This window comes from Novosphingobium guangzhouense (genome assembly GCF_002896965.1).
GTDB lineage: Bacteria > Pseudomonadota > Alphaproteobacteria > Sphingomonadales > Sphingomonadaceae > Novosphingobium > Novosphingobium guangzhouense.
The window spans coordinates 26,264-50,624 of the sequence record NZ_LYMM01000033.1 but is presented as its reverse complement, the minus strand read 5'-3'; the positions used below and the strand labels follow the sequence as shown (position 1 = coordinate 50,624).

The window sequence follows — 24,361 nt, the reverse complement described above, 5'->3', positions numbered from 1 at the left end:
TTTCCTTTGCTTAACTGCTTCTCATGCCCATAAGACTTTGCTGCGCAGCGTTCACTTCTCAGCCCGCACATAGCTGTTGGGGTAGGCTTTCGAAGCAGCAAAGGCATGTCCGATCCCGCGACAAACGGACGCTAAGGAGTAGCAGCAAGCCTTTAATCTCTTTCCACTACTTAGTCCCGGAAGCGGTTTGCGAGAGCAGTCAGTTTAGAAGCGCTGGCACTTGGTTCTGGGTTCGCTTTCGCTCTAGCTTCTGGCGAAACTCGCATTGTGTTGCATCGTGGGCAACTCGTGACGAGGTTGTCAGGGCCATTATTCCCGTGATCCCAATCTAGGTGATCGACGTGCAAAGTCGCCCAGTCGAGTGAACAGTTGCACCAGTGACAGGTTTGCGACCCTTCGCCGTACTTCTCATATGCCTGATAGCGATGCTCTAGGATTTGCCCGTTCTTGTTGCCAATCGGATGTTTGGGCGCGTGTCGCACCACGTAGCCATCTTTCCGCGTTACGAGCCTGAAAGTCTTATCGCGTTTCGGGCCTGTCCACTTGCCGCTTAGGACCAGTTGGCGTTTGTGCCTATCGTAGTGGGAGCGACACCGGCCTTTGAAGACTGATTCCTTTCCACAATCCGGCTCTGCGCACGGTCCTTTGCTTTTTGGCCTTTTCATCCATTAGTTAGCTGGGCTGAAAGGTAGCGTTAAGCATCGGGGGTTAGTTCCGTCACTCCGAGTGAGCGGGGTGACAATGCGGAAGACCAACGACGAGATAATGGCCGATATCGTGACGCAGTTCGATGAAGCTGGCGCCGATCCGGTCAAGGGTATGTTTGAGAATGCCGAGACGCTGCGTTCTGGGCTCAAGCTGCCCACGTACCTGACAGAAGCCTATCAGCGCGGCGAAGACCTCACGCTGGCAAAGCTGGCCTATCGGGAAGAGGACATGCCGAATTCCTTCAATGAGCTTTTGCCCCGCGTCACCGCTGCTATGGCGTTTGCCGATCAATGGGAAAGGACGCGCCCCGCATGAGCATTCGTCTGGATGGCGAGGAAGGCGTTGAACTCGTCTTCGATGCGGGCAAGGTCGTAGGTAAGGAATCGCTGGTGTTCGTCGGAGCCACCAGAGAGGCTATCATCGTCGAGGACGGTCCTCGATTCACCGAACAGTGGGATGATCCAAGCTGTGATGATGTGATCGAGCGCCTGACATGGTGCGCAGAAAACCTCATCTGCAAATGGTCTGTATCAACGTGGCTAGAAGTTCACGCAGGCATCAAAACGTATCGCTACTTCATCCGTATCGCGGAGAAGTCCGAAGAGGTGCGCTATCAACTGACTTGGAAAGCAGTCTGAGTGAAGTCCAGCGATCAGCGCTATCGGCAGGTCCAGCGCGTCAAGCGCGACACGTCTGGGATACAGGCAAAGCAGGAAGCCATTCCTGCCGCCATTAGCGCTGTTCGGTACGATCCCGGCCAGATTGTCGTGCATGATGGATTGGTGCGTGACACCGCATCTGAGTTCACGCACCTTCTGCTGGCTTGTGGTCGCACGGCCTCCGATTTTCGCCGCAACTTCCGTCGTGGTGCTGCCAGTTGGAATGTCGTGGCCGCAAATGACCTTGCGCCGATGGAAGATCTAAAAGCTGCAAAACTGGATGGCTTCTCGGTGCTGCGCTTGTCGCGGGAGCAAGTGAGGACTGTTCGTGCAAAATGGCGGAAGCTGCGCGATCAGGATTTTCTCACGCACGATCCTCAAGGGGCTCTCTGGATCAACCTCATGCGCAGCAACCTCCTGGGCGATTGCAATGCGCTGGGCGCGCTCCAAGCGCTCAGAGACGGCGAACAGCCAAGCATGGCGCGTTTCGACGGGGACGATGAGGCCAAATATGCATGGTTCCGGGAGCGTGAACTAAGCTGGCGTCCGAAGGCGAATGAGCCATTCCCGGCACGGTACGCGGAAGAGACGGAAGACGAAGCATCGATTTGCTTCTCAATGGCTCTGGCCGACTATCACTTGAAGTGGCGCAAGACCGTCGCTGAACCGCAACCCCGCATCCGTGAGCGCATGGAGCGTAATCTGGTAGTCGCGGAGGCATTCATGGACGCGGACGGTTTCAGCAAAGCGTACTGGAACCCGGAAACGTCTGGTCGTCATTGCAGCGAAGCCCGATTGCGTGAGCGCTTTGACCGGGTGAATGCTGCCTACGGCGACAAATGGCGGGAAATCATTGAGGCGCAGCGCGAGGGCTGGTCCTAAGAGCGCGATCCCGTAGGGTAGCCCTGTGTAGCTGCGATGCTGTTTGGCTATCACGCTGGGGCTCTCTGGGCATCTATGAAGCAAAATAGCCCGCTAGGAGTGCGACCTCTACTAGCGGACTATCATATGCGACCCTTAGGGCGTTGCAGTTATCTGCTATCAATAGATTAGTGCCGCAGGACTTCTGCCGCAACCACTGATTTAGACTTCTGCATAATCATTCCGATCGGTTGATTTCGGGTGTGTCAAAGGCTGGTTCGTCCTCTTCGTCAAGGGATGCCACCCACGCATCAGGATCACCGACTATGGTGTCCACTTCCTCATCATCGTCGATTGTGTGAGCAGCCCAAGCGTCTGGCAGTTCAGGATCGCCAACAACCCAGATATAGCGGCGGTTCATGTCGCCGGTCGTTCCTGCTTCTGGCGTCCAATAATAGCCGTCGCGATGATCCGGGTCCATGTCCGCGAGGTCTTCCAGCAGATCGTTGAAGTTAGGATCAGCGATGTTGTCCGCGATCCAATCACCGATAGGCCGTGCGCCATCTGGCAAGGGCTGCTTGGTTACAGAGGGCGAGTTCTGAGCGAGTATGCGTTCACGCCAAACGTCATACTTTAGCCGTCTGATTTCGTCGCCAGACATTCCTAGCGCGACGAGTAGCTTTTCCAGCTTCTTCGTGAGCGGCTTGTCCGTTTCCTGACGACTGGCGTTGTAGCAATTCTTGCAGTCACAGCCGCACGATCCATCGTCATTCAGGTAAATGCGACCACGGCGGCGTTTGTCGCCGCATAACGGGCAATTGAATTCGTGCCGAGTGCCGGCCTTATCCGGGTAGCGCTTGGCCTGATGGGGGATGCGACTTTGCAGCGCATCATGGATTAAGGTGCTCATGCCGAGTTCACTAAAAGTGACGGGTTATCGGTCGGTTAAGGCTACGGCAGTTTCATATCTTCGGTTGCTCTCGCTACGCTTTAAGCGTAGTTCTGACTATGAGCAGAAAGAACGCAATTGTCGAAACGCAGGCTTACTTGAAGCAAGCCGAACGCATCGGAATTTCCCCGGAGGATCGCGCAGCAATCAAGCTGTTCCTCGCGGAAAACCCCAACGCAGGAGACTTGGTTCAGGGCAGCGGTGGCGTCAGGAAAGCTAGGTACGCAATCGGCAACAAGGGCAAGAGCGGCGGCGTGAGGTTGTTCACGCTGTTCTGGTCGCCCGATTTCCCGGTCTACCTGCTGGGTGTCATCGCAAAGTCCCGGCAGGGCAATTTGACGCAGGAGCAGATTGCAGTGCTGGCGCAGATCGTGAAGGAGTTGAAAAATGGACGCTGAGGATTTCGAGGGCATCAAGGCCGGTCTGCGAGAAGCCGTAGACGATATAAAGGCCCGTCAGGCCGCATACGTAAAGCAGGTTCGCGCTAAGACGCATCTCACGCAGGAAGCGTTCGCCAAGCGCTATCATCTGTCGGTTCGCACGTTGCAGAATTGGGAGGGTGGCAAGCCGGTCGATATGCCCGCGCAAGTGCTGCTCAAGCTGATCGACCGCGATCCGATTGCAGTCGACCGACTGCTTAACGGCTAGTTCTGCAAAGCCAGCTTCATCATGACGGCGGCGTTCCGATCACTGAACACCACCGCAATCTGGCCTTGGCCCGAGAAATGGCATGAGTTGTCGTAGTCGTTGAGATAGTGGGCGCTGTGGCCGTTCGCGTAGGTCCAAAGCCGCGCAGCCATGCGCTTGTTCGCGACGGTCGCTCTGTTTGCGTCGAGTTCTGGACACTCCGAGAGATATGTCCCGGTGTGATCGGTGAACGGTGGCACTTGGCTAAGTTCGAAGTTCAGATAGGCCGTGTAGGTTTCTGGCGGGGTCATTGATGACCCTTGCCTGCGACGTAACGCGCGTTGTGCATCCTCATTTGGTGCTTTGAGTGATTATAGGCCTTCGTCGATTCTGGAACCCCATCAAATACATAAGCTCTTTTGATCTGATGCTGCGCCGGGTTGGCGGTCAGCTTTGCAATCAGCGGCTCAACCCCTTCTTCATCGACTAAACGAAGTGCTTCTTTAAGGAGCGCTAGCCTGCTCTCGGCGGCATTAATGCTCTTTCCGATGGCCTTTGTGTCTTCGCTGTTTTGCAAGCACAACGCTTTCATTCTCTCGGTGTGCTCTTTATCCAGATTATTCATTTGCTCCATTGCTTCAAAATAGGCGAGCGCGGCCTTCTCAAGTTCTCGCTTTAGCGTCTCGCGGCCGTCCGTCATGCCGAGTACGCCATGAATGCCTGAGCAGCCTCGACAACTTCCTTGCGGGTCTTCGTTGGATTGCGCAGCGTGAAATATGGTTCTTCAAGGAAGAAGCTGGGCGACAGGTCATTGAGGTTGATGTGCGCGACTGCGGAAGCGGCTGCGCGGCCAGTTACCTCATAGATTTCGCGGTCGCTGATCTGGGTCAGGTCGTACTGCTCTGACAGGTCGGCCAGCGCCTTAGCGGCAGCGGCTTCCTTCTTCTCCGCGATGTACGTTTCAAGATCATACTTGTTGTAGGTCAGGAATGCTGTGCGGGCTTCAATGAAAGCCTCGATTAGTTTTGAACGGCTCATGCTGCACCTCCGGTTCCAAGATCGCCTTGGTATTTGTTCTCAAACCACAGGGCTTCGCCTGCATTTACGAAGCAGATGAGCCAGTTACCGCCCGGACAACGCGACAGGTAATAATCCACGCCATAGTAGAGGGCGCGGTCAGTGAACCAATTGTCGAAGAGTTCGTTTGCCTTCGCAGCTTCGTCTTGCAGGATAAACTCAACGATGGTGATCCCATCGGATGTTTGCGAGACGTGCTTCTTGTCGATGGATGCTGCTAGGCGCGTGGTAATGTCAAAGGTCTTCATGATGTAACCCTGTGTTGCTTCTCAGTGCTCCTATTTATCAGCGCAACAGGTCGTCGTGTTCTGGATGGAAAGACCCGGTTTTCGGTTGTCCTGTTTCAACTCTGGCTGTTGGAAAGAGGGGTAACAAGGAGACAACAAATGCGCGCTGCAATCCTCAATGAAGGTCAATTCGTAAAGCTGTACGATTTCGCGGCCAACATGCAGAATGCCCCGCAATACACGCTCATGCTCCTGCTCTCCGAGAAGCTAGGCTTGCGTCCTATGGAACTTGCCGGGTTGGAACTTAGCTGGTTCACCGAAAACGAACTGCGCATCCCGCTAGGTCACTCCAAGCGCAAGCAGGGTCGCTCACTGCCCGTCAGTTCTGAAATCCTGCAAGCGCTGCGCAATCATATGGGCAACAAAGGTGGCCGTGTGTTTCGCAATGCAAGGGGCGAGGCTTTCACCGCAAATGGGATTTCCGAAGCAATGCGCCGTATCTATCGTCATGCCGGTGTGCAAGGTAGCTGCTACTCTGGACGACGCACGATGGCTACCCGACTTCTCGATAACAAGGTCAACATCCTTGTTGTGCAACAGGTTCTCGGGCACTCGTCCCCGGCTACCACGGTGAAGTATGTGGGCGTTACCGACACAATGATGCGTGAGGCACTTTTCGCATAAGTGTCTTTTTCTGGTTGCCCAGCTTTAACTCTGGGTGTTTACGTGGATGAGGTAGCAGCAAACGTGCTGCACTAGATCGAAGGAAACGAAGATGGCTCTGGACTGGAAGAAGATCGCGAAGCCCGCTAGCACTGTTGAGGGTTTCAAGGGTGCGGTTCGCGCACAGAAGACGGCAGCAGAGGTTGTCGCCGCAGCTATCGACAAGCAGATCGAATTGTTCAAGGCTCCCCGCAGCGAAGGTCGTCGCTGGTTCGAGGTCAAGGGCGATCAGGTCGGCTTCGTGATCCGCTACGCTAACTCGCCGCTCAAGCTAGTCGGCACCGAAAGCAAGCTGGTGGTCCCCAAGGATCAGTTCGTCGAAGTGCTGACCGCGATCAAGGCCGATGTGGTCAAGGGTTCGTTCAAGGATCAGCTGGAAGCCGGTGAGGCCAAGGTGCGCCAGCGCAGCGCTTCGATGGTGGCGAAGAAGGCCGCGACCAAGACGCAAGCCTAACACATCACTCCGAGTGACCGCGCCCCGGCCGGAAACGGCTGGGGCTTTTTTATCAGCTAAGTTGAAGGTGCCCAGCCAGCAGCGGCTCAACCGCAGTCCATGCACCAGCAACACCGCTAATGGCAGCAGCACCTTCCTTGAGTGCTGCGAACATCGGCTTGATGATACCTGCTTTGCGTTCCTCTGGCTTCGCGTTCACCTGCTGGGTTAGCGCTTCGATCTGCTCAAGCAGTTCGTTCTTCTGCGCGCTTGTAGCGTCGGGTGCCGCAACCACCGCTTTCAGCAAACCGGAAAGTGCCTCGCCAAGTCCCGGCTCCCCATTCTGCTCCATCGTTTTGATGGCGACCTGAATGTCCTTGGCAGTGCCGAGATTGACCGATCCGACGGTGCTGTCCGTGATCGTCACCGACTGATTGTAGTTATAATGGAATGGAGCAGGAGGAATCTGCACCGGCTTCGCCAGATGAGGCATTCCCAGCACATCAGCAAAATCCTGATTGGCGATATTCAGCATCGCCAAATTCTGAGCAAAGTCCATGTGCTGCAACTGCTTATACTGAGAATAGCAGTTCAGGCAGAACGGAGAGCTGCCGACCATCATCACCGCTTGTGTCGGGCATTGGCAGCACTGAGTCGGAGCAGCTTTTGTCATGCCAGCAGTCTCTTATTTTTACCCACTCAAGGAAAGAGCCGAAGGGCAGTTATGCACCTCGGCTCCGTCCACATACTCAATCGCTTCTACTTATGCGCGGATACGTCCGTGCGATCTAGCGTCTGCCGCATAAGCGCTCAGGGGCTGTTGCGACCTAAAGTGAATGTCTTCCTCGACCGTGAGGCCACCGGGACCGCGTATCTCAGCTAACTCGTCGAGCGAGATGTATCCGAGTTCGGGGGTTCCAAAGCCTAGATCGGACAAACCGAAGGCCAGGCCGTCTCCGTCGCATTCGGTGATGAGAAATGTAGCTGCGCCCCACGGCACGAACAGCTTCGCAACGGGCTCGAAATCGATCTCGCGTCCGGTGCCTTTTTTGTCCTGCTGGTCCTTGTAGTTTTTGAGCAGTTGCACCCGCGTTTCGGGTCGCAGCAAGTTAGTCCAATCCATTTGAGCACGTCCTTTCTGAAAAAGTGCTCAAAGGAACAATGCACCATCCTTCCTGACATTCAACAACTCAGGAGTGCTGCAAGATAATGCGACGACCTGTTGCAAGAGTTGTCTGTCTTTGCTCGCCCAAAACCAGAGTTGGAAACATACGAATGGGGAAGGAGACGAACAATGCAGCTTAACAACACCGAACTAGCCCAGCTTGCCGATCATCTTGTTTACAACATCGACTGCAACCCGGATTTCGAAGATGACGCTTTCGCGATCACGTTCCGGGGAGTGCGTTGCTATATCGAGCGCTACCGGGACAATTTCCGGGTCGAGGTCGGTCACGAGGATGACGTTGTGCAACTTCCGCGCATCTAGGGTGCGCTAGGACGCTCAGGACAGACGCAAAGCGCTCCGATATGTAGTCGGAGCGCTTTCACTTTGAGTGGTATCCGTTGGGGCTCTCAGGCGTTCTGGATACGTCTGTTGCGGATCGTCTCGACCAGTGCGCCACCATCGGTTGCAGCAATACCCTGCATCATGTCGGGAATGCCCTGCAAACTGACCTTCTGTAGCAGCTTGCCTTCGCCATCAAATTCGTAGGCCATGTAGCCGCCAGCTAGGGTCATTTCGATCTTGCGTTGCGGGATTTTTTTGCCGGGGAGGGGGGCCGAGGACCGGCACATCACTATAGTGACGATAGCTTGGATCGCATCACGCACTTTGCGTCGGGCTTGCTCCTGTTCCTCCTGATCTTTGCTGTGAATCGCCTCACGGACCTCAAGGACACGGCGCAAGTGCTCGTCAGGGCTCACTTTGCCTTTGGCCTCGTCGAGTGCCGCTTGCGCTGTTTCAAGATCAACGCGGGCTTTGTTCAGCTTGGACCGAACCTCGTTCACGTCGCGCTCGGTGTCTGCGTCTTCACCGTACTTTCGGATGAAGCCCATGAGGTTTGCGCGTTCACGCTCTAGGAGTTCAACGGCTTTGGTCAGGTCCGCGACTTTACCGGCGAGGGGGCTGATATCCTCGGTCTTAACGAAAAAGCTGTTGTCGAGTGCGAGGTGCAAAATCTCTTGCAGCGCTGCCTTCTCAAAGAGGTCGTATCGGAACATCGTCGTATTGGTGCAGCGCTTGGCGCGCGTTTCGGCGTCGTCCTCTGGCTTAGGCGCACCAGCGGCATTGAACCGGGTGCATTTCAGATACTCGTACAAGGTCTTCTGCTGATTGCGCTGAACAATGCGGACCATAGCATCGCCACAATGACCGCATTTCACTGTACCAGCGAATAGGTTTCGTGCTTCGCGTCGGCCTGCGCCTCCGGTTCCATCCCGGCGTCGGATCGCTGCTCTGGCGCGCTGCACTAGGTCAGCATCAACGATGCGCGGATAGTAGTTTAGAATGACCTCGCCGGTCGGCGTTTTGTCGTTTCCTGTTTTGGGATGATATTCACCTTCGACGAGGGGCAGGGTGAGGATATCCCGGATATACCCTAGCTTCCAATGATGGCCGCGCTTGCTTGGCTTGGTCCACGGCTCGACAGTGGCGGTCAATCTGCTTGCGATAGCGGTGTAACCAAGACCGGACGCGGACCATTCGTAAATCTGGCGCACAATCGCAGCGCGTTCCTCGATGACCTCGAACTTGTCGCCTTTGATCCCGCGCAACCACTCGGGCGCTTTGGGGGAATAGACGATGCCTTTCCGTGCGAGTTTGAGGCCGTTCGCAACGGTCTTTTTGGACATCTCACTTTTGCGCGCTGATTCGCCTGTGCTGCGCTGCGCTTCGAGAAGATATTGGATCATCGAAACGAGATTGCTGCCCGACAATGAATCGCTGTCGATCTCGATTTCTGGGGTGCAGACCGCGACGACGATACCCTTGTCGGTAATGTCCTCGATCCATCGACGGGCGAACTTAACCTCTTGGCGAGAGAGACGGTCTAGGTTCTCGATTACCAATCGCGTTCCCGTTTCGTACTCACCAGCATCGACCCGATCTTTGAATTTCCCGAGTTCACCGACCCTCAGGTTATCGCCTTTCCATGCGGACTGGCCCTTGTCCTCAAGTGTCTCGACGACGTTCCATTTTTTGCGTTCGCATAGGGCGTGCGTGAGTTCGTTCTGGCGATCGATCGACGATCCCTTGTCCTGACGCTTCGTTGAGAAGCGATGATAGCGGACGGCATTAGGCATTGCGGGATGCTCCTTTCCCCAAGCAATTGCACGGGGAAGGCGTGTTTGCACAACCTATTTTTACGTGTTGAGGTAAAGGACGCGCACGCGCTCCACCGTAAGATGGGCCATGTCGATGGTCAGGTAATCGATCAGCGCATGCCACGAAGACAGCACCGGCGCCTCACGCACTTTCTGGCGCGCCATGCGGGTGGCGGCGACGGTGACCACCCGCAGCGCGGCGGCTGTCGCTTCCCCCATGCCCGGATGCGCGGCCAACGCACGGGGCTCTGCCTGCAGCACACCGGCCAGCGATCCGAAGCGATGCAGCAGGCTGCGCGCCAGCGGCTTCATGTCGCGGCGCGGAACAGCCTGCATCAGCAGGAGTTCGATAACCTCATGATCTCCCAGAGCTTCCGCCCCGCCATCAAGCAGCCGTTTGCGCAACCGGCCGCGATGCCCGCTCGAATCGTTGCCGATATCGCTGCGTGGGTCGCCCGAAACTGTGGGGCGTTCGTCAAAGAGGGGTGGTTGTCCGTCCATGTTACGTACAAACAATTGCCTTTCCCGTCCGCCCGGCGCAAGTGAACGATCGGATGTCGCAAGAGATAGACCAGACCCCGGACACCGAAGAGGCCGCAACCGGGGGCCTTGCTTCGCGTGGGCGCCTGCTGCGCGGCAGGGCCTGGGGCGCTCCCGTGCTTGTTGTCGGCGGGTTACTGGCGGCTGCGCTGGGGGCGACATGGCTTTCGCGTGAAGAGATCGCGGCCAACCTCATCGAACGTGAACTCGATTCGCTGGGGCTTGAGGCCCGTTATGACATCGTCCGGATTGGTCCGTCCGAGCAGGTGATTCGCAATCTGGTCATCGGTGATCCGGCGCGGCCGGACCTGACGGTGAAGGAACTGCGCATCGCCACCCGCCTTTCGTGGGGGCTGCCGGGTGTGGGCCGCATCACGGTGGTGAAGCCGCGCCTTTACGGTTCATGGCACGACGGGAAGCTCAGTTTCGGCAGTCTCGACAAGGCGATGGCCGGCGGCGGCAGCGCACCTTTCGAAATGCCGGATTACGACCTCGCCGTGGAGGACGGCCGTGCCCTGATCGACAGCGATCACGGCCGAATAGGCGTCAAGCTGGCGGGCGCTGGCGAATTGCGCGATGGCTTTTCGGGCGAACTTGCTGCGCTGTCTCCGGTGCTGACGGGCGGGGGCTGCACGACCGGCCCTGCGACCCTCTATGGCAAGCTCACCACATCGGCAGGCAAGCCCCGATTCGCAGGGCCGGTGCGGCTGGCCAGCCTGACCTGTTCTGCGCAGGATCTGCGGCTGGGCAAGACCGCCGTGCAACTTGACCTGACGCTCGACAAGGCGCTGGACGGGGCATCCGGCAAGATGGAACTGGCTGTGGGCGCGGTGCGCTACGGTGCCCAGAAACTGGCGGGGGGAAGTGGATCGGGACGGTTCACGTACCGTGACAATGCACTGAGCGCGACGTACCGGATAGCCGGGCGTCGTCTCGATACCCCGCAGGCCCGGCTGGCGCAGGTCACGCTTGAAGGGCGGGCTCGCTCGACCGGGGGGCTTGCCCGCTTCGATATCGATGCGGACCTTACCGGCCGGGAAATGGCGCTTGGCAGCACCGTCGATCGCGCGCTGCTTTCGGCGCAGCAGACCGCGGCGGGAACGCTGGGCGCGCCCATCGCTGCTCAAGTGCGCCAGAACCTTGCGCGCGAAATGCGCGGTAGCACGGTCAACGCAAGCCTGCTGGTGCGAAATTCCGGCGACGGGCTGAACCTTGTCGTTACGCGCGGATCGCTCAAGGGCGGCAGCGGAACCTCCGTGCTGTCGCTTTCGCGCGTGCAGGCGCTGTTCCGCGGCAAGGGGCGTGCACCGCGCGTGACGGGCAACTTCACCACCGGCGGGCGCGGGCTTCCGCAGGCTTGGGGACGGATGGAAATGGGCGAGGGTGGCCGCATCGCCATGAACGCCTCCATGGCAGACTACCGCGCCGGCACGGCGATGGTCGGCGTGCCCCGCGTTGCAATGGAGCAGGCAGGCGACGGTGCGCTGTCTTTCAACGGACAGGTCGTTCTCAGCGGCGACGTGCCGGGCGGCAATGCGCGCAACCTGCTGCTGCCTGTCGACGGCAATTGGGGGGCGGATGGCAGGCTGGCGGTGTGGCGCCGCTGCACCGACGTTTCGTTTGACGCGCTCAGTTTTTCCAATCTGGTCATCGACAAGCGCAAGCTGACCCTGTGCCCGGCGCGCGGCGGAGCGATCGTGGAAGGGCGGCCGGACAACCTGCTGCTGGCGGCGGGCGCCACTTCGCTCGATCTGTCGGGGCACTTGGGTGAAACGTCGGTGCGCATCGCCAGCGGGCCGATCGGGTTTGCAATGGGCGGAGCGAAACCCGGCGTTATCAAGGCAAGCGCGATCAAGGTTGCGCTTGGCCCGGCAGATACCGCATCGCACTTCACCGTCAGTCAACTTGACGCGCAAGTGGGCAAGGAGATCGCGGGGACGTTCGACGACGCCGATATCAGCCTTGCGGCGGTCCCGCTCGACATGCGGCAGGCAGCGGGGCGCTGGCGCTATGCGAACGGTGTGGCGTCGATCGAGGGGGCGCAGTTCACTCTGGTAGATCGTGAACCCGTGGCGCGCTTCCAGCCGATGATCGCGCGCGACGCAACCTTGCGGCTGGCCGACAACCGGATCACCGCACAAGCCTTGCTCCGCGAACCGGCAAGCGACCGCGCCGTCGCGCGAGCCGACATCGTCCACGATCTGTCAAAGGCCGATGGCCACGCGGATCTGGCAGTGGACAGCCTCGTGTTCGACGACAAGCTGCAGCCCGATGCGCTTTCGCGGACGGTGCTGGGCATTGTTTCCGACCTCAAGGGCGTCGTGCGCGGAACCGGGCGGATCGACTGGAATGCCAGAGGTGTAACCAGCCGTGGCCGCTTCGCCACGGACGGCGTGGATTTTGCCGCGGCGCTGGGCCCGGTGCGCCAGCTGTCGGGGAACATTGTGTTCACCGACCTGCTCGGCATGGTCACGGCCCCTAACCAGAGCGTGCACATCGCATCGATGAACCCGGGCATCGAAGTGACCGATGGCACGATCTCCTATGAACTGCGTCCAGGCTACAACCTGATCGTGAATGGCGGAAAATGGCCGTTCATGAACGGAACGCTCACGCTTGATCCGGCCAGGATGCAGATCGGAGCGGCGGAGACGCGCTATTACACGCTGCGGGTCGCCGGACTCGATGCGGCCGATTTCGTGCAGCATCTGGAACTGACGAACATCAATGCCAGCGGCGTGTTCGACGGTGAGCTGCCGATGATATTCGACGAGCACGGGGGGCGCATAGAAAACGGTTTCCTGCGCTCTCGCGATCCGGGCGGCAATGTGTCCTACGTCGGCGCGCTGACCTACAAGGACTTGTCGGCCATGGGCAATTTCGCCTTCGATGCGCTCAAGTCGGTGAATTACCGGAAGATGGAGATCGGCCTGGGCGGATCGCTTTCCGGCGATATCGTCACGCGGATCAGCTTCGACGGGCTCAGCCAGGGGCAGGGCGCAAGCAAGAACTTCATCACCAAGCAGGTGGCGAAGTTGCCGATCCGCTTCATCGTCAACATCAAGGCGCCGTTCTTCAGCCTGTTTGGCTCGATGCGCTCCCTATATGATCCTACTTACGTGACGGACCCAAGAGTGCTGGGCCTGTTGAACAGTGATGGAAGCCGTTCAAATGGCCGGCCCGACGCCACGATCAACGTGGCTCCGCCAGCCCAACAGCCCGCTCCCGCTCAATCCGGCGCTATTCAGCCTCCAGTCAGCGAGAAAAAGCCATGATGCCCTCGGAATTGACCGGAAGCCTTCCGGCTGCAACAAGCCCCGCGATGATCGACCGGGAATATACAGAGCAGCAGGTGGGCCCACGGTCCGGCAGGCGCGCCGTTCGCGCCGCAGGTATGGCCGCGATAGCGATGGCGGTTGCATTCGGTCTTGGTGGCTGCATTCAGGTGGCAGCCCCCGACAAGCCGATCGTGATCGAACTCAATATCAACATCCGGCAGGAAGTCGTTTATCGTCTGGCTGCCGATGCGGCCAAGACGGTCGAACAGAACGAGGGCATTTTCTGATGACGAGGATCCGGACAATCGGCGCCCCGGTCGCCACTGCAGTCGCCACGTTTCTCCTGATTGCAGGCGCGTCGAGCGCCTATGCGCAGCGTACCCCCGAATATGCCGCAGCGCGGGCCGCCGGCCAGGTGGGCGAACAGCGCGACGGTTATCTCGGTGTGGTCAGCGGCGGCGCGGATATCTCCGCGATGGTGCGGGACATCAATAACAAGCGTCGCTCGGTCTATACGTCGGCGGCGCAGGGCAAGAGCACGATCGAGGAGTATGCATTTACCACCGGATGCAAGCTGATCCGTGACACCAAGGCCGGTGAAAAGTATCAGGGCCTTGATGGCTCGTGGAAAACCCGCGGTGGCGGAGCGCCGGAACTGGATCCGCGCTGCCCCTGATCCGGGCCCTGATCCGGGCCCTGATCCCGGCTTGCAAAAGGTTGTCCATGAGGCGGTGAAATCGACGGGCGACCGGAAGTGTCAGGCAGGCCCGGCACGATGGATCGCACTGCACTGACGAATCAGGAAAAGGCCGGAGGGCGGGTGCGCTTTTCCGGCCTTTTCCATGTCTGCTCCTGGGGTATCGCTGTTGCGGTATCGGGTTGAGCAGGGGCGGTTATACTTCATCTGCGCGCGTTCCTTGCACCCCGTCCTGTCAACAAGGCGCCCCACGGCGGCGCTGCCCCGGTTGACTCGGGATAAGCCCCACCCTAAGGGGCCGGTGCTCTTGGCGGGCAGCCGTCGTTTGTGTGTAGCGTTCCTGTCATTGTGAGGAGAACGTGACATGACCGACGAACCGTCCGCACGAGACCCTGTTGGCGAGGATGCGCGCATCGATTCGCTCGACGAAAGGCTGAAAGCCCTTCGCGAGCGGGAAGAGGAACGCAACCGACCGAAGGCCGGCGCGGAAACCGATGCAAGCTATCGCATGGGAAACCGCGTACTTTCGGAATTGCTGGGAGGGATCGCGGGCGGTCTGTTCCTGGGGTGGCTTATCGGCCATTTCAGCGGATATATGGCCTTGAGTCTGATGGTGATGCTGTTCGTAGGGATCGGCATTGCTTTCAGGAACATAATACGGATTTCGAACCAGCGCTCCGACTGACCCGAGATGGGAAGAGGGGCGCTGTCGTTCAATAGGCGACAGGGGTAATCGCGTGGCAGCCGAAGCGAAGCTCGATCCGATGCACCAGTTCCAGCTTGAAAAGCTGGCGGGCGCGGACTGGAACATTGCCGGTTACAATATCGCCTTCACCAACAGTGCGCTGTGGATGGCCATCGCCACCCTCGCGCTGATCGTGTTCGTTGCGGGCGGCATGAAGCGTCAGCTTGTGCCCGGACGCTGGCAGATGGCGGTGGAGACCTTCACCGGTTTCATCGACGGGATGCTGGCCGCGAACGTTGGCAAGAACGGCAAGAAGTACGTTCCGTACATCTTCTCGCTGTTCATGTTCATCCTTTTTGCGAACTTCCTGGGCCTGATGCCGCTTGGCGTGGTGGGCGTTCACGCCTTTACCTTCACCAGCCACTTCTCGGCCACCGGCGTTCTCGCAGTGCTGTCGTTCTCGATCGTGCTGATCGTCGGCTTCGCCAAGCACAAGCTGCACTTCTTCTCGCTCTTCGTGCCGCATGGTACGCCGGTGCCGATGATCCCGATCATCTTCGTGGTCGAACTGATCTCGTTCCTCGTGCGTCCCTTCAGCCTTGGCCTGCGTCTCTTCGTTGCGATGATGGCCGGCCACGTCCTGCTTGAAGTGCTTTCGAGCTTCGTGATCTCGGGCGGCAACGCCGGGCCTGCGCTGTTCGTGATCGCCGGTCTGCCCAGCTTCCTGCTGATGGTCGGCATCTGCGCGCTGGAACTGCTGGTTGCCGGTATCCAGGCATACGTCTTCGCTCTTCTCACCTGCGTCTATCTCAACGACGCCGAGAACCTTCACTGATCTTTTTTCGCCACATTTGCGGGCACACCAAAGGGAGTTTTTGATATGGACGCAGAAGCTGCAAAGCTGCTCGGAGCCGGTTTCGCTGCAATCGGCGCTGGCCTTGCCTCGATCGGCGTGGGCAACGTTTTCGCCAAGTTCCTTGAAGGCGCACTGCGCAATCCGGGCGCCGCTGACGCCCAGCAGGGCCGCCTGTTCATCGGCTTCGCCGGTGCCGAGCTTCTGGGCCTGCTCTCGTTCGTCATTGCCGCGCTGCTGATCTTCGCCTGATCGCACGCGTTTGACCGGATCGCTTCCGGCCGCCCGAACCCTTTGGTAAGGCGGCCGGGGCTTTTCCGGCTTCAAGATTTTTTCCGGCTACCTTCGAGACAGGGCTGAACCCATGCCTCAGATCGCTCAGCTAGGCGAGTTCTACTCCAGCCAGATCTTCTGGCTGTTGATCTTCTTCGGGATCACTTTCTTCGTCGTCGGACGGGGCATGGTGCCGAAGGTGATGGACACCGTCGCCAGCCGTGACAACCAGATCGCCGCCGACCTCAAGGCAGCCGAAGCCGCACGTGCCCAGGCCGATGCCGAGGAGGCTTCCTGGCGCACCCGCGAGAACGCCAACCGCGCCGAAGCGCAGGGCACCATCGCTGAAGCGCGTGCCAAGGCCGCAGCCGCAGCCGAACAGCGCCTTGCGACTGCACAAGCTTCCATCGACGCCACTCTGGCAGGTGCGGAAACCCGCATCGCAGACGCGCGCCGTGCCGCTGCCGACGATATCGAAGGCGTCGCTGCCGAAGCGACCCGTGACATCGTCAACCGCATCGCCGGCCTTTCGCTCGACGATGCCGCCGTGCGCGGCGCCGTGAAGGAGAACCTGGTCCATGGCTGACGCAAACGCCGCCGTCGAGCACGGTCTCGACCACGAAGCCGCCGAAGTGACGGGTGCGGAAGCGACTCACGCTTCGACCGAGCATCACGCCGAACCGCTGTTCCTCGGCTTCGCGCCGCCGGTTGCGGTTGTCAGCGCTTCGATGATCGTCCTGCTCGCGATCCTTGCGTGGAAGGGCGTGCCCAAGATGATCGGCAATGGCCTTGATGCCAAGATTGCAGAGATCAAGGCGCAGCTCGCCGAAGCCAAGTCGCTGCGCGCCGAGGCCGAAGCGCTTCGCAAGGAGTACGCGGACAAGATCGCGAACGCCGAGAAGGATGCGGCCGCGATGCTCGACCACGCTCGCCATGAAGCCGAGGCGATTGTCGCCAAGGCCGAGGCGGACACGACCGAGACCATCGCTCGCCGTGAAAAGATGGCGCAGGACAAGATCGCGGCCGCTGAACTGGCTGCGGTGACCGATCTGCGCAATCAGGCTGCCGCTGCCGCTGCAGCTGCCGCAAAGAGCCTGATCGCTGCGAACCATTCCGCCACTGCCGACAAGGCACTGGTGGACCAGGCGATCGCCGGGATCTGATCCGCTTTTGCCCTTGCGGGTAAGCGAAAAAGAGCCTCCGTCTTCGGGACGGGGGCTTTTTTGTTGCCTGCGTGGCAGGTTGACACGGTTTACACGGTCCAGAGGGAAAGGGTGTCACCTTGCGGGTGAAATGTGTCACCTTAGGGCTGCAAGGTGACACATTCGGCGGGCGACGTGTCACCTTGCGCGAGGCAGGTGTCACCTTGCAGTGTAACCTTGGGGTGGCGGATCGTGCCAAGGGGAGCATTGTTGCAACGTAATGGATGCGACAGCGTGTAGGAAAGCGGGCGGTCGGCAAACGTCCGGTTGTGGTCGTTCCCGACAGGCGCACCTTGCTGCCCCTGAGTGTTGTAAAACGTGTCGGGAGGAAATCTTATGAATACCGCGATACGGCTGCTAGTTTTTGTTCCCACAGCGGCCATTTGCGCGCTCCTCGCATTTCTCAGCTTCGGGTTCGCAGGACTAAATGTCGCGTCGCGGACGTTGGCCATTGTGCTTGCCATCACGCCAGTCGGACTTATCGCTTGGACGATAGCGGACCATCGCAAGAGAACCCGGCGCGACCGCCATCACTCAAATCCGCCGTCATCCTGAACTTGTTTCAGGGTCCATCAAGCCGATAGCCCAGTTCCAATTGTTCGCGAACCGACGGCGCGGTTTGCGGCACAGCGCTCCGGCACCAACTGCCGGATGGACCCTGAAACAAGTTCAGGGTGACGATGGGCTGACACAGAACGTACGCCGTTCACCCGTGTCAGACCTTCCAACACCGCTCAGGCTGAGCTTGTCGAAGCCGCTGAGGCTGGGCGCTGTGGCTCCGGACGCTTCACACGGGAGCATGGGGCAGTGACACCGACCGGCGCAAACCGGCTTATGCAGCCCGGCAAGCGTCGCCGTTGGCGCATGGCGCAGCTTTGGCCACGGCCTCAATCGTGCGGCGGGTTTTCGACCAGTTCGTCCTTGCCGCTTTCGCCCATGCCGTGGCGCAGCACCATCGGCAGCTGCGAGAACGTGAACAGGAACGAGAGCACCGTGAAGCCCCAGAGCTTGGCCTGCAGCCAGGTGTCGAAGCTGACGGTGTAGACCAGCACGGTGTTCAGCACCGCCAGCGCCAGGAAGAACCACGCCCAGTTGCGCGACAGCTTCATCCAGCCGTCTTCGTCCAGCCCTTCGAAGGCGGCTTGCAGCAGGTACTTGAGCATGGCCTTGCCGCGCCACAGTCCGATGAACAGCACGGCGGAGAACATCAGGTAGACGGCGGTGGGCTTGAGCTGGATGAAGATGGCGTTGCGGAATATCACCGTCAGCGCGCCGAAGCCCAGGATCAGCACGGTGGTCAGCCACAGCATCGGCGAAACGTGGCCGAGCCGCCACTTGGAGACGATCAGCGCCGCCACGGTGGCGACCATGAAGGCCACGGTGCCCTTGATCACGGCGGTGACGGTGGCGATCGGGTTGGCATCGCCATCGGGCGCCCAGTGGCGATAGGCAAGGAAGAACACCAGCAGCGGGCCGAAATCGACCAGCAGGTTCAGCCAGGAGCTTTTGGGCTTGGATTTTTGCGCGCCGCTCATCACGCGATCCCCGCGATGACCCGCGCGAGCAGGTCGGGGTTGAAGGGGCGCAGGTCGTCGATCTTTTCGCCGACGCCGATGGCGTGGATGGGCAGGCCGTACTGTTCGGCCGCCGCGACGAGGACGCCGCCGCGCGCGGTGCCGTCCAGCTTGGTCATGATCAGGCCCGATACGCCCGCCACTTCCTTGAAGATTTCGATCTGCGATAGCGCGTTCTGGCCGTTGGTGGCATCCAGAACCAGCACCACGTCATGCGGCGCCGCCGGGTTCAGGCGGCCGAGGACGCGGCGGATCTTGGCCAGTTCGTCCATCAGTTCGCGCTTGTTCTGCAGGCGCCCGGCGGTATCGACGATCAGCGCATCGATGCCCTGTTCGGTGGCCGCCTTTACCGCATCGAACACGATGGAGGCGGGGTCGCCGCCTTCAGGGCCCTTGATGATCGGGATCGACAGGCGATCGGCCCAGACGCCGAGCTGGCCGATTGCGGCGGCGCGGAAGGTATCGCCCGCCGCCAGCATCACCGAATAGTCCTGTTCCTGGAAAAGATGCGCCAGCTTTGCGATCGTGGTGGTCTTGCCCGACCCGTTGACGCCGATGACCAGGATCACCTGCGGGCGCGGGAAGGCCACGATGTCCAGAGGCTTGGCGACCGGGCGCAGGATTTCCGCGATTTCGCGGGCGGCCACTTCCATGATGGCGCGTTCGTCGGCGTCGCGTTCGAAGCGCTCTTCTGCCAGCCGGTCGCGGATGCGGGCGGCGGCGCGGGGGCCGAGGTCCGACATGATCAGTGCATCTTCCAGCGCGTCAAGCTGGGCCGTGGTCAGGCGCGATCCGCCACCCAGCCCGGCAAGATTGCCCGCAAGGCGTTCCGAGGTCTTGCGAAAGCCGCCGAAGAGGCGGTCGGACCAGTCGCCCGTGCTCTGGTCGGGGGTATTCATGCTTCCAGCATTCCTTCGACTATTCTTGTCGGGATCACCTCCACCAGCGCGCCGGGTGGCGTGCCGGGGGGCACCCGGACGGGCGCGAAGTCGGCCGCGTGGCCGGTCCCGCCCTTTTCGGCGAGCACCCATAGCGGCTTGTCCAGATGTGCGGCAAGCCACGATGCGCGGGTTTCAGCCACCTTTGCGCGCAATTGCGCCGCGCGGGCGCGGATCGTCGCGTGTTCCACCTGCGGCATGCGCGCGGCAGGCGTGCCGGGGCGCGGCGAATAGGGGAAGATGTGGCCGTGAACGACGCCAAGCTCCGCGATGATGGAGAGGTTGGCCGCGTGCGCGTCCTCATCCTCGGTCGGGAAACCGGCGATGAGATCGGCACCGATGGCGATCTCGGGGCGGCGGGCGCGCAGGGCTGCGACAAGGCCCAGCGCATCGGCGCGCGAATGGCGGCGCTTCATGCGCTTGAGGATCAGGTCGTGGCCGTGCTGCAGCGAGAGGTGGACATGCGGCATGACCCGCGCCTGGGATGCGATGAGGTCGAACAGCAGGTCGTCCACCTCGGCCCCGTCGATCGAAGAGAGGCGCAGGCGCGGCAGGGCGGGGAAGCGGGCCAGGATCGCCTCTGCCAGCGTGCCGAGGCGCGGCGCGCCGGGAAGATCACCGCCCCATGAAGTAAGGTCGACGCCGGTCAGGATCACTTCGCCCACGCCCGCGTCGAGGTGGCGGGCGACGTCCTCCAGCACTTGCGCCACGGTGCGTGAGCGGCTTGGGCCCCGGCCTTGCGGGATGACGCAGAAGGTGCAGGCATGGTCGCAGCCGTTCTGCACCTGCACGAAGGCGCGGGTGTGCGTGCGCGTTTCGGGCACGGGGGCAGAGGGCGGCACGTTCCACGCGCGCGGGTCGAGCTTGGCGGTGTTGGCGATCAGGCCGTCGACCTCGGGCATGGCGGCAAGGGCTGCACGCTCAACCTCGGCGGCGCAGCCGGTGACGAGCAGGCGTGCTTCGGGGCGGGCCTTGCGGGCACGGCGGATCGCCTGCCGGGTCTGTCGCACGGCTTCGGCCGTGACCGCGCAGGAGTTGATGACCACAAGGTTTTCGGCCTCGCCCAGCAGGCCGCGCAGGGTTTCGCTCTCGGCCAGGTTCAGGCGGCAGCCGAGCGAATGGACTTCGAGCGTCAAACGGGAATCCTGAGGTGCGCCCCGAAGTCTGTCGCATCGAACGAGCCGCGGAACGCCTCGGTCGCGGGGCCGGTCATGATGATCTCACCATCCTCGCGCCATTCGATGACGAGCGGGCCGCCGGGCAGCGTCACGGTGACGCGGCGGTCGACAAGGCCGCGCTTCATTGCGCCGATTGCGGTGGCGCAGGCGCCGGTGCCGCAGGCGCGGGTCAGGCCGGCGCCACGCTCCCACACGCGAAGGGTAATGGCATCGCGCGCGGTTATGGCGGCGACGTTGACGTTGATGCGTTCTGGAAACAGGGGATCAGTCTCGATCATCGGGCCGATGCGGGCCATGTCGATCGCGTAGGGATCGGCGACGAAGAAGATCACGTGCGGATTGCCGACGTTGACCGCGATGGGGTTGGTCAGTTCTTCCCACGCGACGGGCATGGCGTGGGTGTCCATGGCGTAGGCAAGGGGAATCGCGTCCCAGTCGAAGCGGGGCTTGCCCATCTGGACGCTGATCCCCGCGTCGGTCGGCGTGGAGGCGACGAGGCCGCCCAGCGTCTCGATCCGGGCGGGCTTGCCGTGCAGCAGGCCGACCGCGCGGGTGGCATTGCCGCATGCCTCCACTTCGCTGCCGTCGGCGTTGAAGATGCGCATGCGAAAGTCGGCATCGATCGAGGGTTCAAGCACGATGAGCTGATCGCAGCCGATGCCGGTGTGGCGATCCGCCAGCGCAGCGGCGAAGGCGGCATCCACCGGGGGCAGGGGGCGCGAGCGGGCGTCAAGCACGATGAAGTCGTTGCCCAGGCCATGCATCTTGGTGAAGTCGATCCGCATGGCGCGCGATTTAGGTGCTGCGGGGGGGAAGGTCCAGTACCATCGTCGGGCTCAGGCGCGCTTTGCCTGCTGTGTATCCGGTGCCTGGGGCGTCTGCGGCACTGGCATATCGGCCGGGCCTTCTTCCGACAGCCATTCGCCAAGTTCGGCCGCGCGGCGGGGGCGACCGTAGAGATAGCCCTGGCCGGTGATGCTGCCGTACTGGCGCAGACGGTCGAGGACGTCCTGCGTATCGATGCCCTCGGCGGTGACCGGCATGTGCAGTCCTTCGCCCAGCGTGGCAACCGCCTTGACGATAGCGGCGCTGTCCTCGTCGTCCAGCATGCTGGAAACGAAGCTGCGGTCGATCTTGATCCGGTCGAACGGCAACTGCTTGAGCTGGCCGATCGAGCTGTAGCCGGTGCCGAAATCGTCAAGGCTGATGCGCACGCCCTGATTCTTGAGGCTGGTCACAAGGGTGCGGACCTGGCCGAGATTCTGATGCAGGCAGCTTTCGGTGATCTCGATCTCCAGCCGCTGCGGGGGGAAGTTGGCTTCCACCAGCATGCGCAGCAGCTTTTGCGCGAACCACGGGTCGCGCAGCTGGATGGGAGAGATGTTCACTGCCAGCGTCAGCCGGGAATCCCACAGGCGGGCGTCTTCCAGCGCCTGCGCGATGACGCTGCGCGAAAGTTCGGCAATGGCGCCGATCTCTTCGGCCACGGGGATGAAGATGTCGGGCGCGACGATGCCGAACTGCGGCGAATCCCAGCGCGCCAGCATTTCGAAGCCGGTCAGTTCGCCCGTCTGGAGATCGACCTGCTGTTCGTAGAAGGGCACGAATTCGCCGCGCGGGATGCCGGCGCGGATGCCTGCTTCCAGATCGGCGCGAAAGCGCATTTCATGGGCCATCTGCGGTTCGTACCAGGAGAACTGGTTCCGGCCCTGCCGCTTGGCGTGGTACATCGCCACGTCCGCCATTTCGAGCAGCGCCTGCGCAGAGGTTGTGCGCGATTCGGCGCGGGCAAGTCCGATCGAGGCGGTGACTTCGATAGTCGTCGAACTGCTTCGCGAACCTTCCGCGATCGCCTGCACCAGCGCGGCCGCAGTACGGTCGACCCCCTCGCTCTGGAGGCGGTCGAAAGCCATCGCCACGGCGAATTCGTCTCCGCCGATGCGGCCGACCACGGTATTCTGGGGAAGCGCGGCAGTGATGCGGCGCGCGCATTCCACCAGCAGGCGATCGCCGGTGGCGTGGCCGTTGTAGTCGTTGACCTGCTTGAAGTTGTCGAGATCGACCATCAGCACCGCAACCGCCTTGCCGTCCGTAACGGCGCGGTCAATCAGCGCTTCGACGCTGTGGTTGAAGCTGCGGCGATTGTGAAAGCCGGTGAGCGAATCGGTTTCGGCAAGGTGGCGGGCTTCACGCTCGGCGGCGCGGCCTTCGATGATCTCTTCGCACAGTTCGCGGTAGCGGCTCCAGCCGAAGATGATGATGGCGATGTTCAGCAGGAAGGCGTTGAGCAGGAAATTGTCCGGCCCCGGACCCTCTCCGGCAAGCGAGCGCACAACCGCAGGCCCGATTGCACTGCCGGTGGCGACGAACAGGATGATAGCCGCAGTAACGATGCCCAGAGCGACGATGTCGATCTGGGGGTCATCCGCGTCACGCCGGGAGGATTGAGGACTGCTTGCGTACACGAATGCCCCCTCCACGGGCGTGATTGATAAGCATCTCCAGCTAGGCAGTTGTTCTGAAATATCGGTTAACGCAAAAGTCCCGACCCACGAGAGCGGGCCGGGACTTTGAAGCATTACAGTAATTTAATAGCCGCTTACATCTTCAGGCCGATCTCGCGCAGGCGTTCCTGCAGATAGTCGTCAGCGGTGATGGAAACCGGGTAGCGGTCCGGGTTCTGGGCGCTCACGCATTCCGGCAGCGTCACGAAGGGGAAGTCGCTGCGCAAGTGCAGGAAGAACGGCATGGAGTAGCGGCTGTGGCCGGCCCGCTCGCCTTCGGGATTGCGCACGCGATGCGTGGTCGAAGGCAGCACGTGGTTGGTCAGGCGCTGCAGCATGTCGCCGATGTTGACGACGATGGCGCCCTCCGGAGGGGCGACCGAAAGCCAGCGGCCATCCTTCGACAGCAGTTCAAGGCCCGCTTCCTGCGCGCCGAGCAGCAGCGTGATGAGGTTGATGTCCTCATGCGCGCCGGCACGGATGGCGCCGCCCGCGCCTTCGCCGACGGGGGGGTAGTGAAGCAGGCGCATCACCGAATTGCCATCCTCGATCGCCGGATCGAACCAGTTTGCATCAAGGCCGAGATGGACGGCGATCGCCGAAAGAACCTTGGCGCCCGCTTCGTCGAACTGGGCATAGAGTTCGCGGAACGTTTCCTCGAAGCCTTCGACTTCGGTCGGCCAGATGTTGGGCGGCATCGATGCGGCAAGCGGGGAATCGGCGGGTACATCGCGGCCGACGTGCCAGAATTCCTTGAGATCCTTTTCGGTCGCGCCCTTGGCAACTTCGGTGCGGAACGGGGTGTAGCCGCGCGCGCCGCCTTGCCCTGCGATGAAGTACTTCTGCTTCGTTTCGACGGGGAGGGCGAAGAATTCCTCGGTCTTGGCCCAGGCCTGGTCGATCAGCGCCTGGTCGATGCCGTGGTCGCGGATCATGGCGAAGCCGAAAGTGCGAAAGCTCTCGCCTATACGCGCAGGCAGGTCGGCGCGGTCGGCCACGAGGCTGAGGACGGGGATTTGTGCGAGGTCCATGGTAGTGCAATCCGTAACGA

The 24,361-nt window shown here is 60.9% G+C and carries 31 protein-coding genes and 1 pseudogene; 16 read left to right on the top strand and 16 right to left on the bottom strand.

The genetic code is table 11. The annotated features are described in order from the left end of the window. Positions 1-765: 765 nt before the first annotated feature. The 3 genes from A8V01_RS12265 to A8V01_RS12255 are packed head-to-tail and all read left to right on the top strand — an operon-like array spanning position 766 to position 2,249. On the top strand, positions 766-1,023 hold the full coding sequence (locus A8V01_RS12265; RefSeq protein ID WP_146037244.1) for a hypothetical protein: 258 nt from the start codon (positions 766-768) through the stop codon (positions 1,021-1,023). Beyond that, positions 1,020-1,346: a hypothetical protein gene (locus A8V01_RS12260; protein WP_103096142.1), complete on the top strand. Its 327-nt coding sequence runs from the start codon at positions 1,020-1,022 to the stop codon at positions 1,344-1,346. Before A8V01_RS12265 ends, A8V01_RS12260 begins: the two co-directional genes overlap by 4 nt. Then, positions 1,347-2,249, top strand: coding sequence for a hypothetical protein (locus A8V01_RS12255; protein ID WP_103096141.1), 903 nt, complete (start codon positions 1,347-1,349; stop codon positions 2,247-2,249). It abuts the gene before it with no gap. A 217-nt stretch (positions 2,250-2,466) separates the two neighbouring features. Here the strand turns inward: A8V01_RS12255 and A8V01_RS12250 are convergent, their stop codons facing one another. Next, positions 2,467-3,138: a hypothetical protein gene (locus A8V01_RS12250; protein ID WP_103096140.1), complete on the bottom strand. Its 672-nt coding sequence runs from the start codon at positions 3,136-3,138 to the stop codon at positions 2,467-2,469. Positions 3,139-3,236: 98 nt separating this feature from the next. Here A8V01_RS12250 and A8V01_RS12245 point away from each other — a divergent pair, with 98 nt between their 5' ends. Both A8V01_RS12245 and A8V01_RS12240 read left to right on the top strand, forming a co-directional pair. Then, positions 3,237-3,575 carry a type II toxin-antitoxin system RelE/ParE family toxin gene (locus A8V01_RS12245; RefSeq protein WP_103096139.1) on the top strand — a complete coding sequence of 113 codons (339 nt, stop codon included), beginning with the start codon at positions 3,237-3,239 and terminating at the stop codon, positions 3,573-3,575. Beyond that, positions 3,565-3,825 (top strand): helix-turn-helix domain-containing protein, encoded by a 261-nt coding sequence (locus A8V01_RS12240; protein ID WP_103096138.1) that lies wholly within the window; start codon positions 3,565-3,567, stop codon positions 3,823-3,825. Before A8V01_RS12245 ends, A8V01_RS12240 begins: the two co-directional genes overlap by 11 nt. Here the strand turns inward: A8V01_RS12240 and A8V01_RS12235 are convergent. From A8V01_RS12235 to A8V01_RS12220, 4 genes are read right to left on the bottom strand one after another with little or no spacing between them, the layout of a single operon-like run. Next, positions 3,822-4,115, bottom strand: coding sequence for a hypothetical protein (locus tag A8V01_RS12235; RefSeq protein WP_103096137.1), 294 nt, complete (start codon positions 4,113-4,115; stop codon positions 3,822-3,824). The genes A8V01_RS12240 and A8V01_RS12235 overlap by 4 nt on opposite strands. After that, positions 4,112-4,504 (bottom strand): hypothetical protein, encoded by a 393-nt coding sequence (locus tag A8V01_RS12230; protein ID WP_103096136.1) that lies wholly within the window; start codon positions 4,502-4,504, stop codon positions 4,112-4,114. The genes A8V01_RS12235 and A8V01_RS12230 overlap by 4 nt, the downstream gene beginning before the upstream one ends. After that, positions 4,501-4,842 carry a hypothetical protein gene (locus A8V01_RS12225; protein WP_103096135.1) on the bottom strand — a complete coding sequence of 114 codons (342 nt, stop codon included), beginning with the start codon at positions 4,840-4,842 and terminating at the stop codon, positions 4,501-4,503. Before A8V01_RS12225 ends, A8V01_RS12230 begins: the two co-directional genes overlap by 4 nt. After that, a complete protein-coding gene (locus A8V01_RS12220) occupies positions 4,839-5,129 on the bottom strand; it encodes a hypothetical protein (protein ID WP_103096134.1) in 291 nt (96 codons plus the stop codon). The genes A8V01_RS12225 and A8V01_RS12220 overlap by 4 nt, the downstream gene beginning before the upstream one ends. 138 nt (positions 5,130-5,267) lie before the next feature. On the opposite strand from A8V01_RS12220, the gene A8V01_RS12215 reads away from it, so the two are divergent. Continuing rightward, a complete protein-coding gene (locus A8V01_RS12215; RefSeq protein ID WP_103096133.1) occupies positions 5,268-5,792 on the top strand; it encodes a tyrosine-type recombinase/integrase in 525 nt (174 codons plus the stop codon). Positions 5,793-5,883: 91 nt separating this feature from the next. Beyond that, on the top strand, positions 5,884-6,285 hold the full coding sequence (locus A8V01_RS12210; protein WP_103096132.1) for a hypothetical protein: 402 nt from the start codon (positions 5,884-5,886) through the stop codon (positions 6,283-6,285). Positions 6,286-6,337: 52 nt separating this feature from the next. Here A8V01_RS12210 and A8V01_RS12205 read toward each other — a convergent pair whose 3' ends face one another. Then, complete coding sequence (locus A8V01_RS12205) at positions 6,338-6,937, bottom strand: hypothetical protein (protein ID WP_146037243.1); 600 nt, start codon at positions 6,935-6,937, stop codon at positions 6,338-6,340. 90 nt (positions 6,938-7,027) lie between these two features. Next, positions 7,028-7,387, bottom strand: a complete 360-nt coding sequence (locus tag A8V01_RS12200; protein ID WP_103096130.1) for a DUF2958 domain-containing protein — start codon at positions 7,385-7,387, stop codon at positions 7,028-7,030. A 171-nt stretch (positions 7,388-7,558) separates the two neighbouring features. On the opposite strand from A8V01_RS12200, the gene A8V01_RS12195 reads away from it, so the two are divergent. Continuing rightward, positions 7,559-7,753, top strand: a complete 195-nt coding sequence (locus tag A8V01_RS12195) for a hypothetical protein (protein ID WP_103096129.1) — start codon at positions 7,559-7,561, stop codon at positions 7,751-7,753. An 86-nt stretch (positions 7,754-7,839) separates the two neighbouring features. On the opposite strand, the gene A8V01_RS12190 is transcribed toward A8V01_RS12195, so the two are convergent. Both A8V01_RS12190 and A8V01_RS12185 read right to left on the bottom strand, forming a co-directional pair. Beyond that, positions 7,840-9,567: a recombinase family protein gene (locus A8V01_RS12190; RefSeq protein ID WP_103096128.1), complete on the bottom strand. Its 1,728-nt coding sequence runs from the start codon at positions 9,565-9,567 to the stop codon at positions 7,840-7,842. A gap of 66 nt (positions 9,568-9,633) precedes the next feature. Continuing rightward, a pseudogene (locus A8V01_RS12185) lies at positions 9,634-10,089 on the bottom strand (JAB domain-containing protein); the annotation flags it as partial. Positions 10,090-10,142: 53 nt separating this feature from the next. Between A8V01_RS12185 and A8V01_RS12180 the strand changes: the two are divergent. From A8V01_RS12180 to A8V01_RS12145, 8 genes are all read left to right on the top strand, one after another. Continuing rightward, positions 10,143-13,403: an intermembrane phospholipid transport YdbH family protein gene (locus tag A8V01_RS12180; protein WP_103096127.1), complete on the top strand. Its 3,261-nt coding sequence runs from the start codon at positions 10,143-10,145 to the stop codon at positions 13,401-13,403. A gap of 47 nt (positions 13,404-13,450) precedes the next feature. Continuing rightward, positions 13,451-13,693, top strand: coding sequence for a YnbE family lipoprotein (locus A8V01_RS29220; RefSeq protein ID WP_342747380.1), 243 nt, complete (start codon positions 13,451-13,453; stop codon positions 13,691-13,693). Continuing rightward, the gene (locus A8V01_RS12170; RefSeq protein WP_103096125.1) at positions 13,693-14,082 is read left to right on the top strand and encodes a YdbL family probable chaperone protein; all 390 of its coding nucleotides are present in this window, start codon (positions 13,693-13,695) and stop codon (positions 14,080-14,082) included. Before A8V01_RS29220 ends, A8V01_RS12170 begins: the two co-directional genes overlap by 1 nt. A 385-nt stretch (positions 14,083-14,467) precedes the next feature. Then, entirely contained in the window at positions 14,468-14,788 is a 321-nt protein-coding gene (locus A8V01_RS12165) for an AtpZ/AtpI family protein (RefSeq protein WP_103096124.1), read from the top strand. Positions 14,789-14,840: 52 nt separating this feature from the next. Continuing rightward, on the top strand, positions 14,841-15,623 hold the full coding sequence (locus tag A8V01_RS12160; protein WP_103096123.1) for a F0F1 ATP synthase subunit A: 783 nt from the start codon (positions 14,841-14,843) through the stop codon (positions 15,621-15,623). A gap of 45 nt (positions 15,624-15,668) precedes the next feature. After that, entirely contained in the window at positions 15,669-15,893 is a 225-nt protein-coding gene (locus A8V01_RS12155; protein WP_008833283.1) for a F0F1 ATP synthase subunit C, read from the top strand. Positions 15,894-16,005: 112 nt separating this feature from the next. Further along, positions 16,006-16,500 (top strand): F0F1 ATP synthase subunit B family protein, encoded by a 495-nt coding sequence (locus A8V01_RS12150; protein WP_103096122.1) that lies wholly within the window; start codon positions 16,006-16,008, stop codon positions 16,498-16,500. Then, complete coding sequence (locus A8V01_RS12145; RefSeq protein ID WP_103096121.1) at positions 16,493-17,077, top strand: F0F1 ATP synthase subunit B family protein; 585 nt, start codon at positions 16,493-16,495, stop codon at positions 17,075-17,077. Before A8V01_RS12150 ends, A8V01_RS12145 begins: the two co-directional genes overlap by 8 nt. Positions 17,078-17,217: 140 nt before the next feature. Here A8V01_RS12145 and A8V01_RS28160 read toward each other — a convergent pair whose 3' ends face one another. The 7 genes from A8V01_RS28160 to A8V01_RS12115 all read right to left on the bottom strand — a co-directional run bounded on the left by A8V01_RS28160 (position 17,218) and on the right by A8V01_RS12115 (position 24,341). Further along, positions 17,218-17,568, bottom strand: a complete 351-nt coding sequence (locus A8V01_RS28160; RefSeq protein ID WP_146037242.1) for a hypothetical protein — start codon at positions 17,566-17,568, stop codon at positions 17,218-17,220. Positions 17,569-18,003: 435 nt separating this feature from the next. Then, a complete protein-coding gene (locus A8V01_RS12140) occupies positions 18,004-18,651 on the bottom strand; it encodes an inner membrane-spanning protein YciB (protein ID WP_103096120.1) in 648 nt (215 codons plus the stop codon). Continuing rightward, positions 18,651-19,589: a signal recognition particle-docking protein FtsY gene (ftsY, locus tag A8V01_RS12135; protein WP_103096119.1), complete on the bottom strand. Its 939-nt coding sequence runs from the start codon at positions 19,587-19,589 to the stop codon at positions 18,651-18,653. Before ftsY ends, A8V01_RS12140 begins: the two co-directional genes overlap by 1 nt. Further along, positions 19,586-20,764, bottom strand: a complete 1,179-nt coding sequence (locus A8V01_RS12130) for a MiaB/RimO family radical SAM methylthiotransferase (RefSeq protein ID WP_103096118.1) — start codon at positions 20,762-20,764, stop codon at positions 19,586-19,588. The genes ftsY and A8V01_RS12130 overlap by 4 nt, the downstream gene beginning before the upstream one ends. Beyond that, entirely contained in the window at positions 20,761-21,591 is an 831-nt protein-coding gene (dapF, locus tag A8V01_RS12125) for a diaminopimelate epimerase (RefSeq protein WP_103096117.1), read from the bottom strand. The genes A8V01_RS12130 and dapF overlap by 4 nt, the downstream gene beginning before the upstream one ends. A 51-nt stretch (positions 21,592-21,642) precedes the next feature. Then, positions 21,643-23,271, bottom strand: coding sequence for a putative bifunctional diguanylate cyclase/phosphodiesterase (locus tag A8V01_RS12120; protein WP_245892450.1), 1,629 nt, complete (start codon positions 23,269-23,271; stop codon positions 21,643-21,645). 134 nt (positions 23,272-23,405) lie between these two features. After that, complete coding sequence (locus A8V01_RS12115; RefSeq protein WP_103096115.1) at positions 23,406-24,341, bottom strand: isopenicillin N synthase family dioxygenase; 936 nt, start codon at positions 24,339-24,341, stop codon at positions 23,406-23,408. Positions 24,342-24,361: the final 20 nt, after the last annotated feature.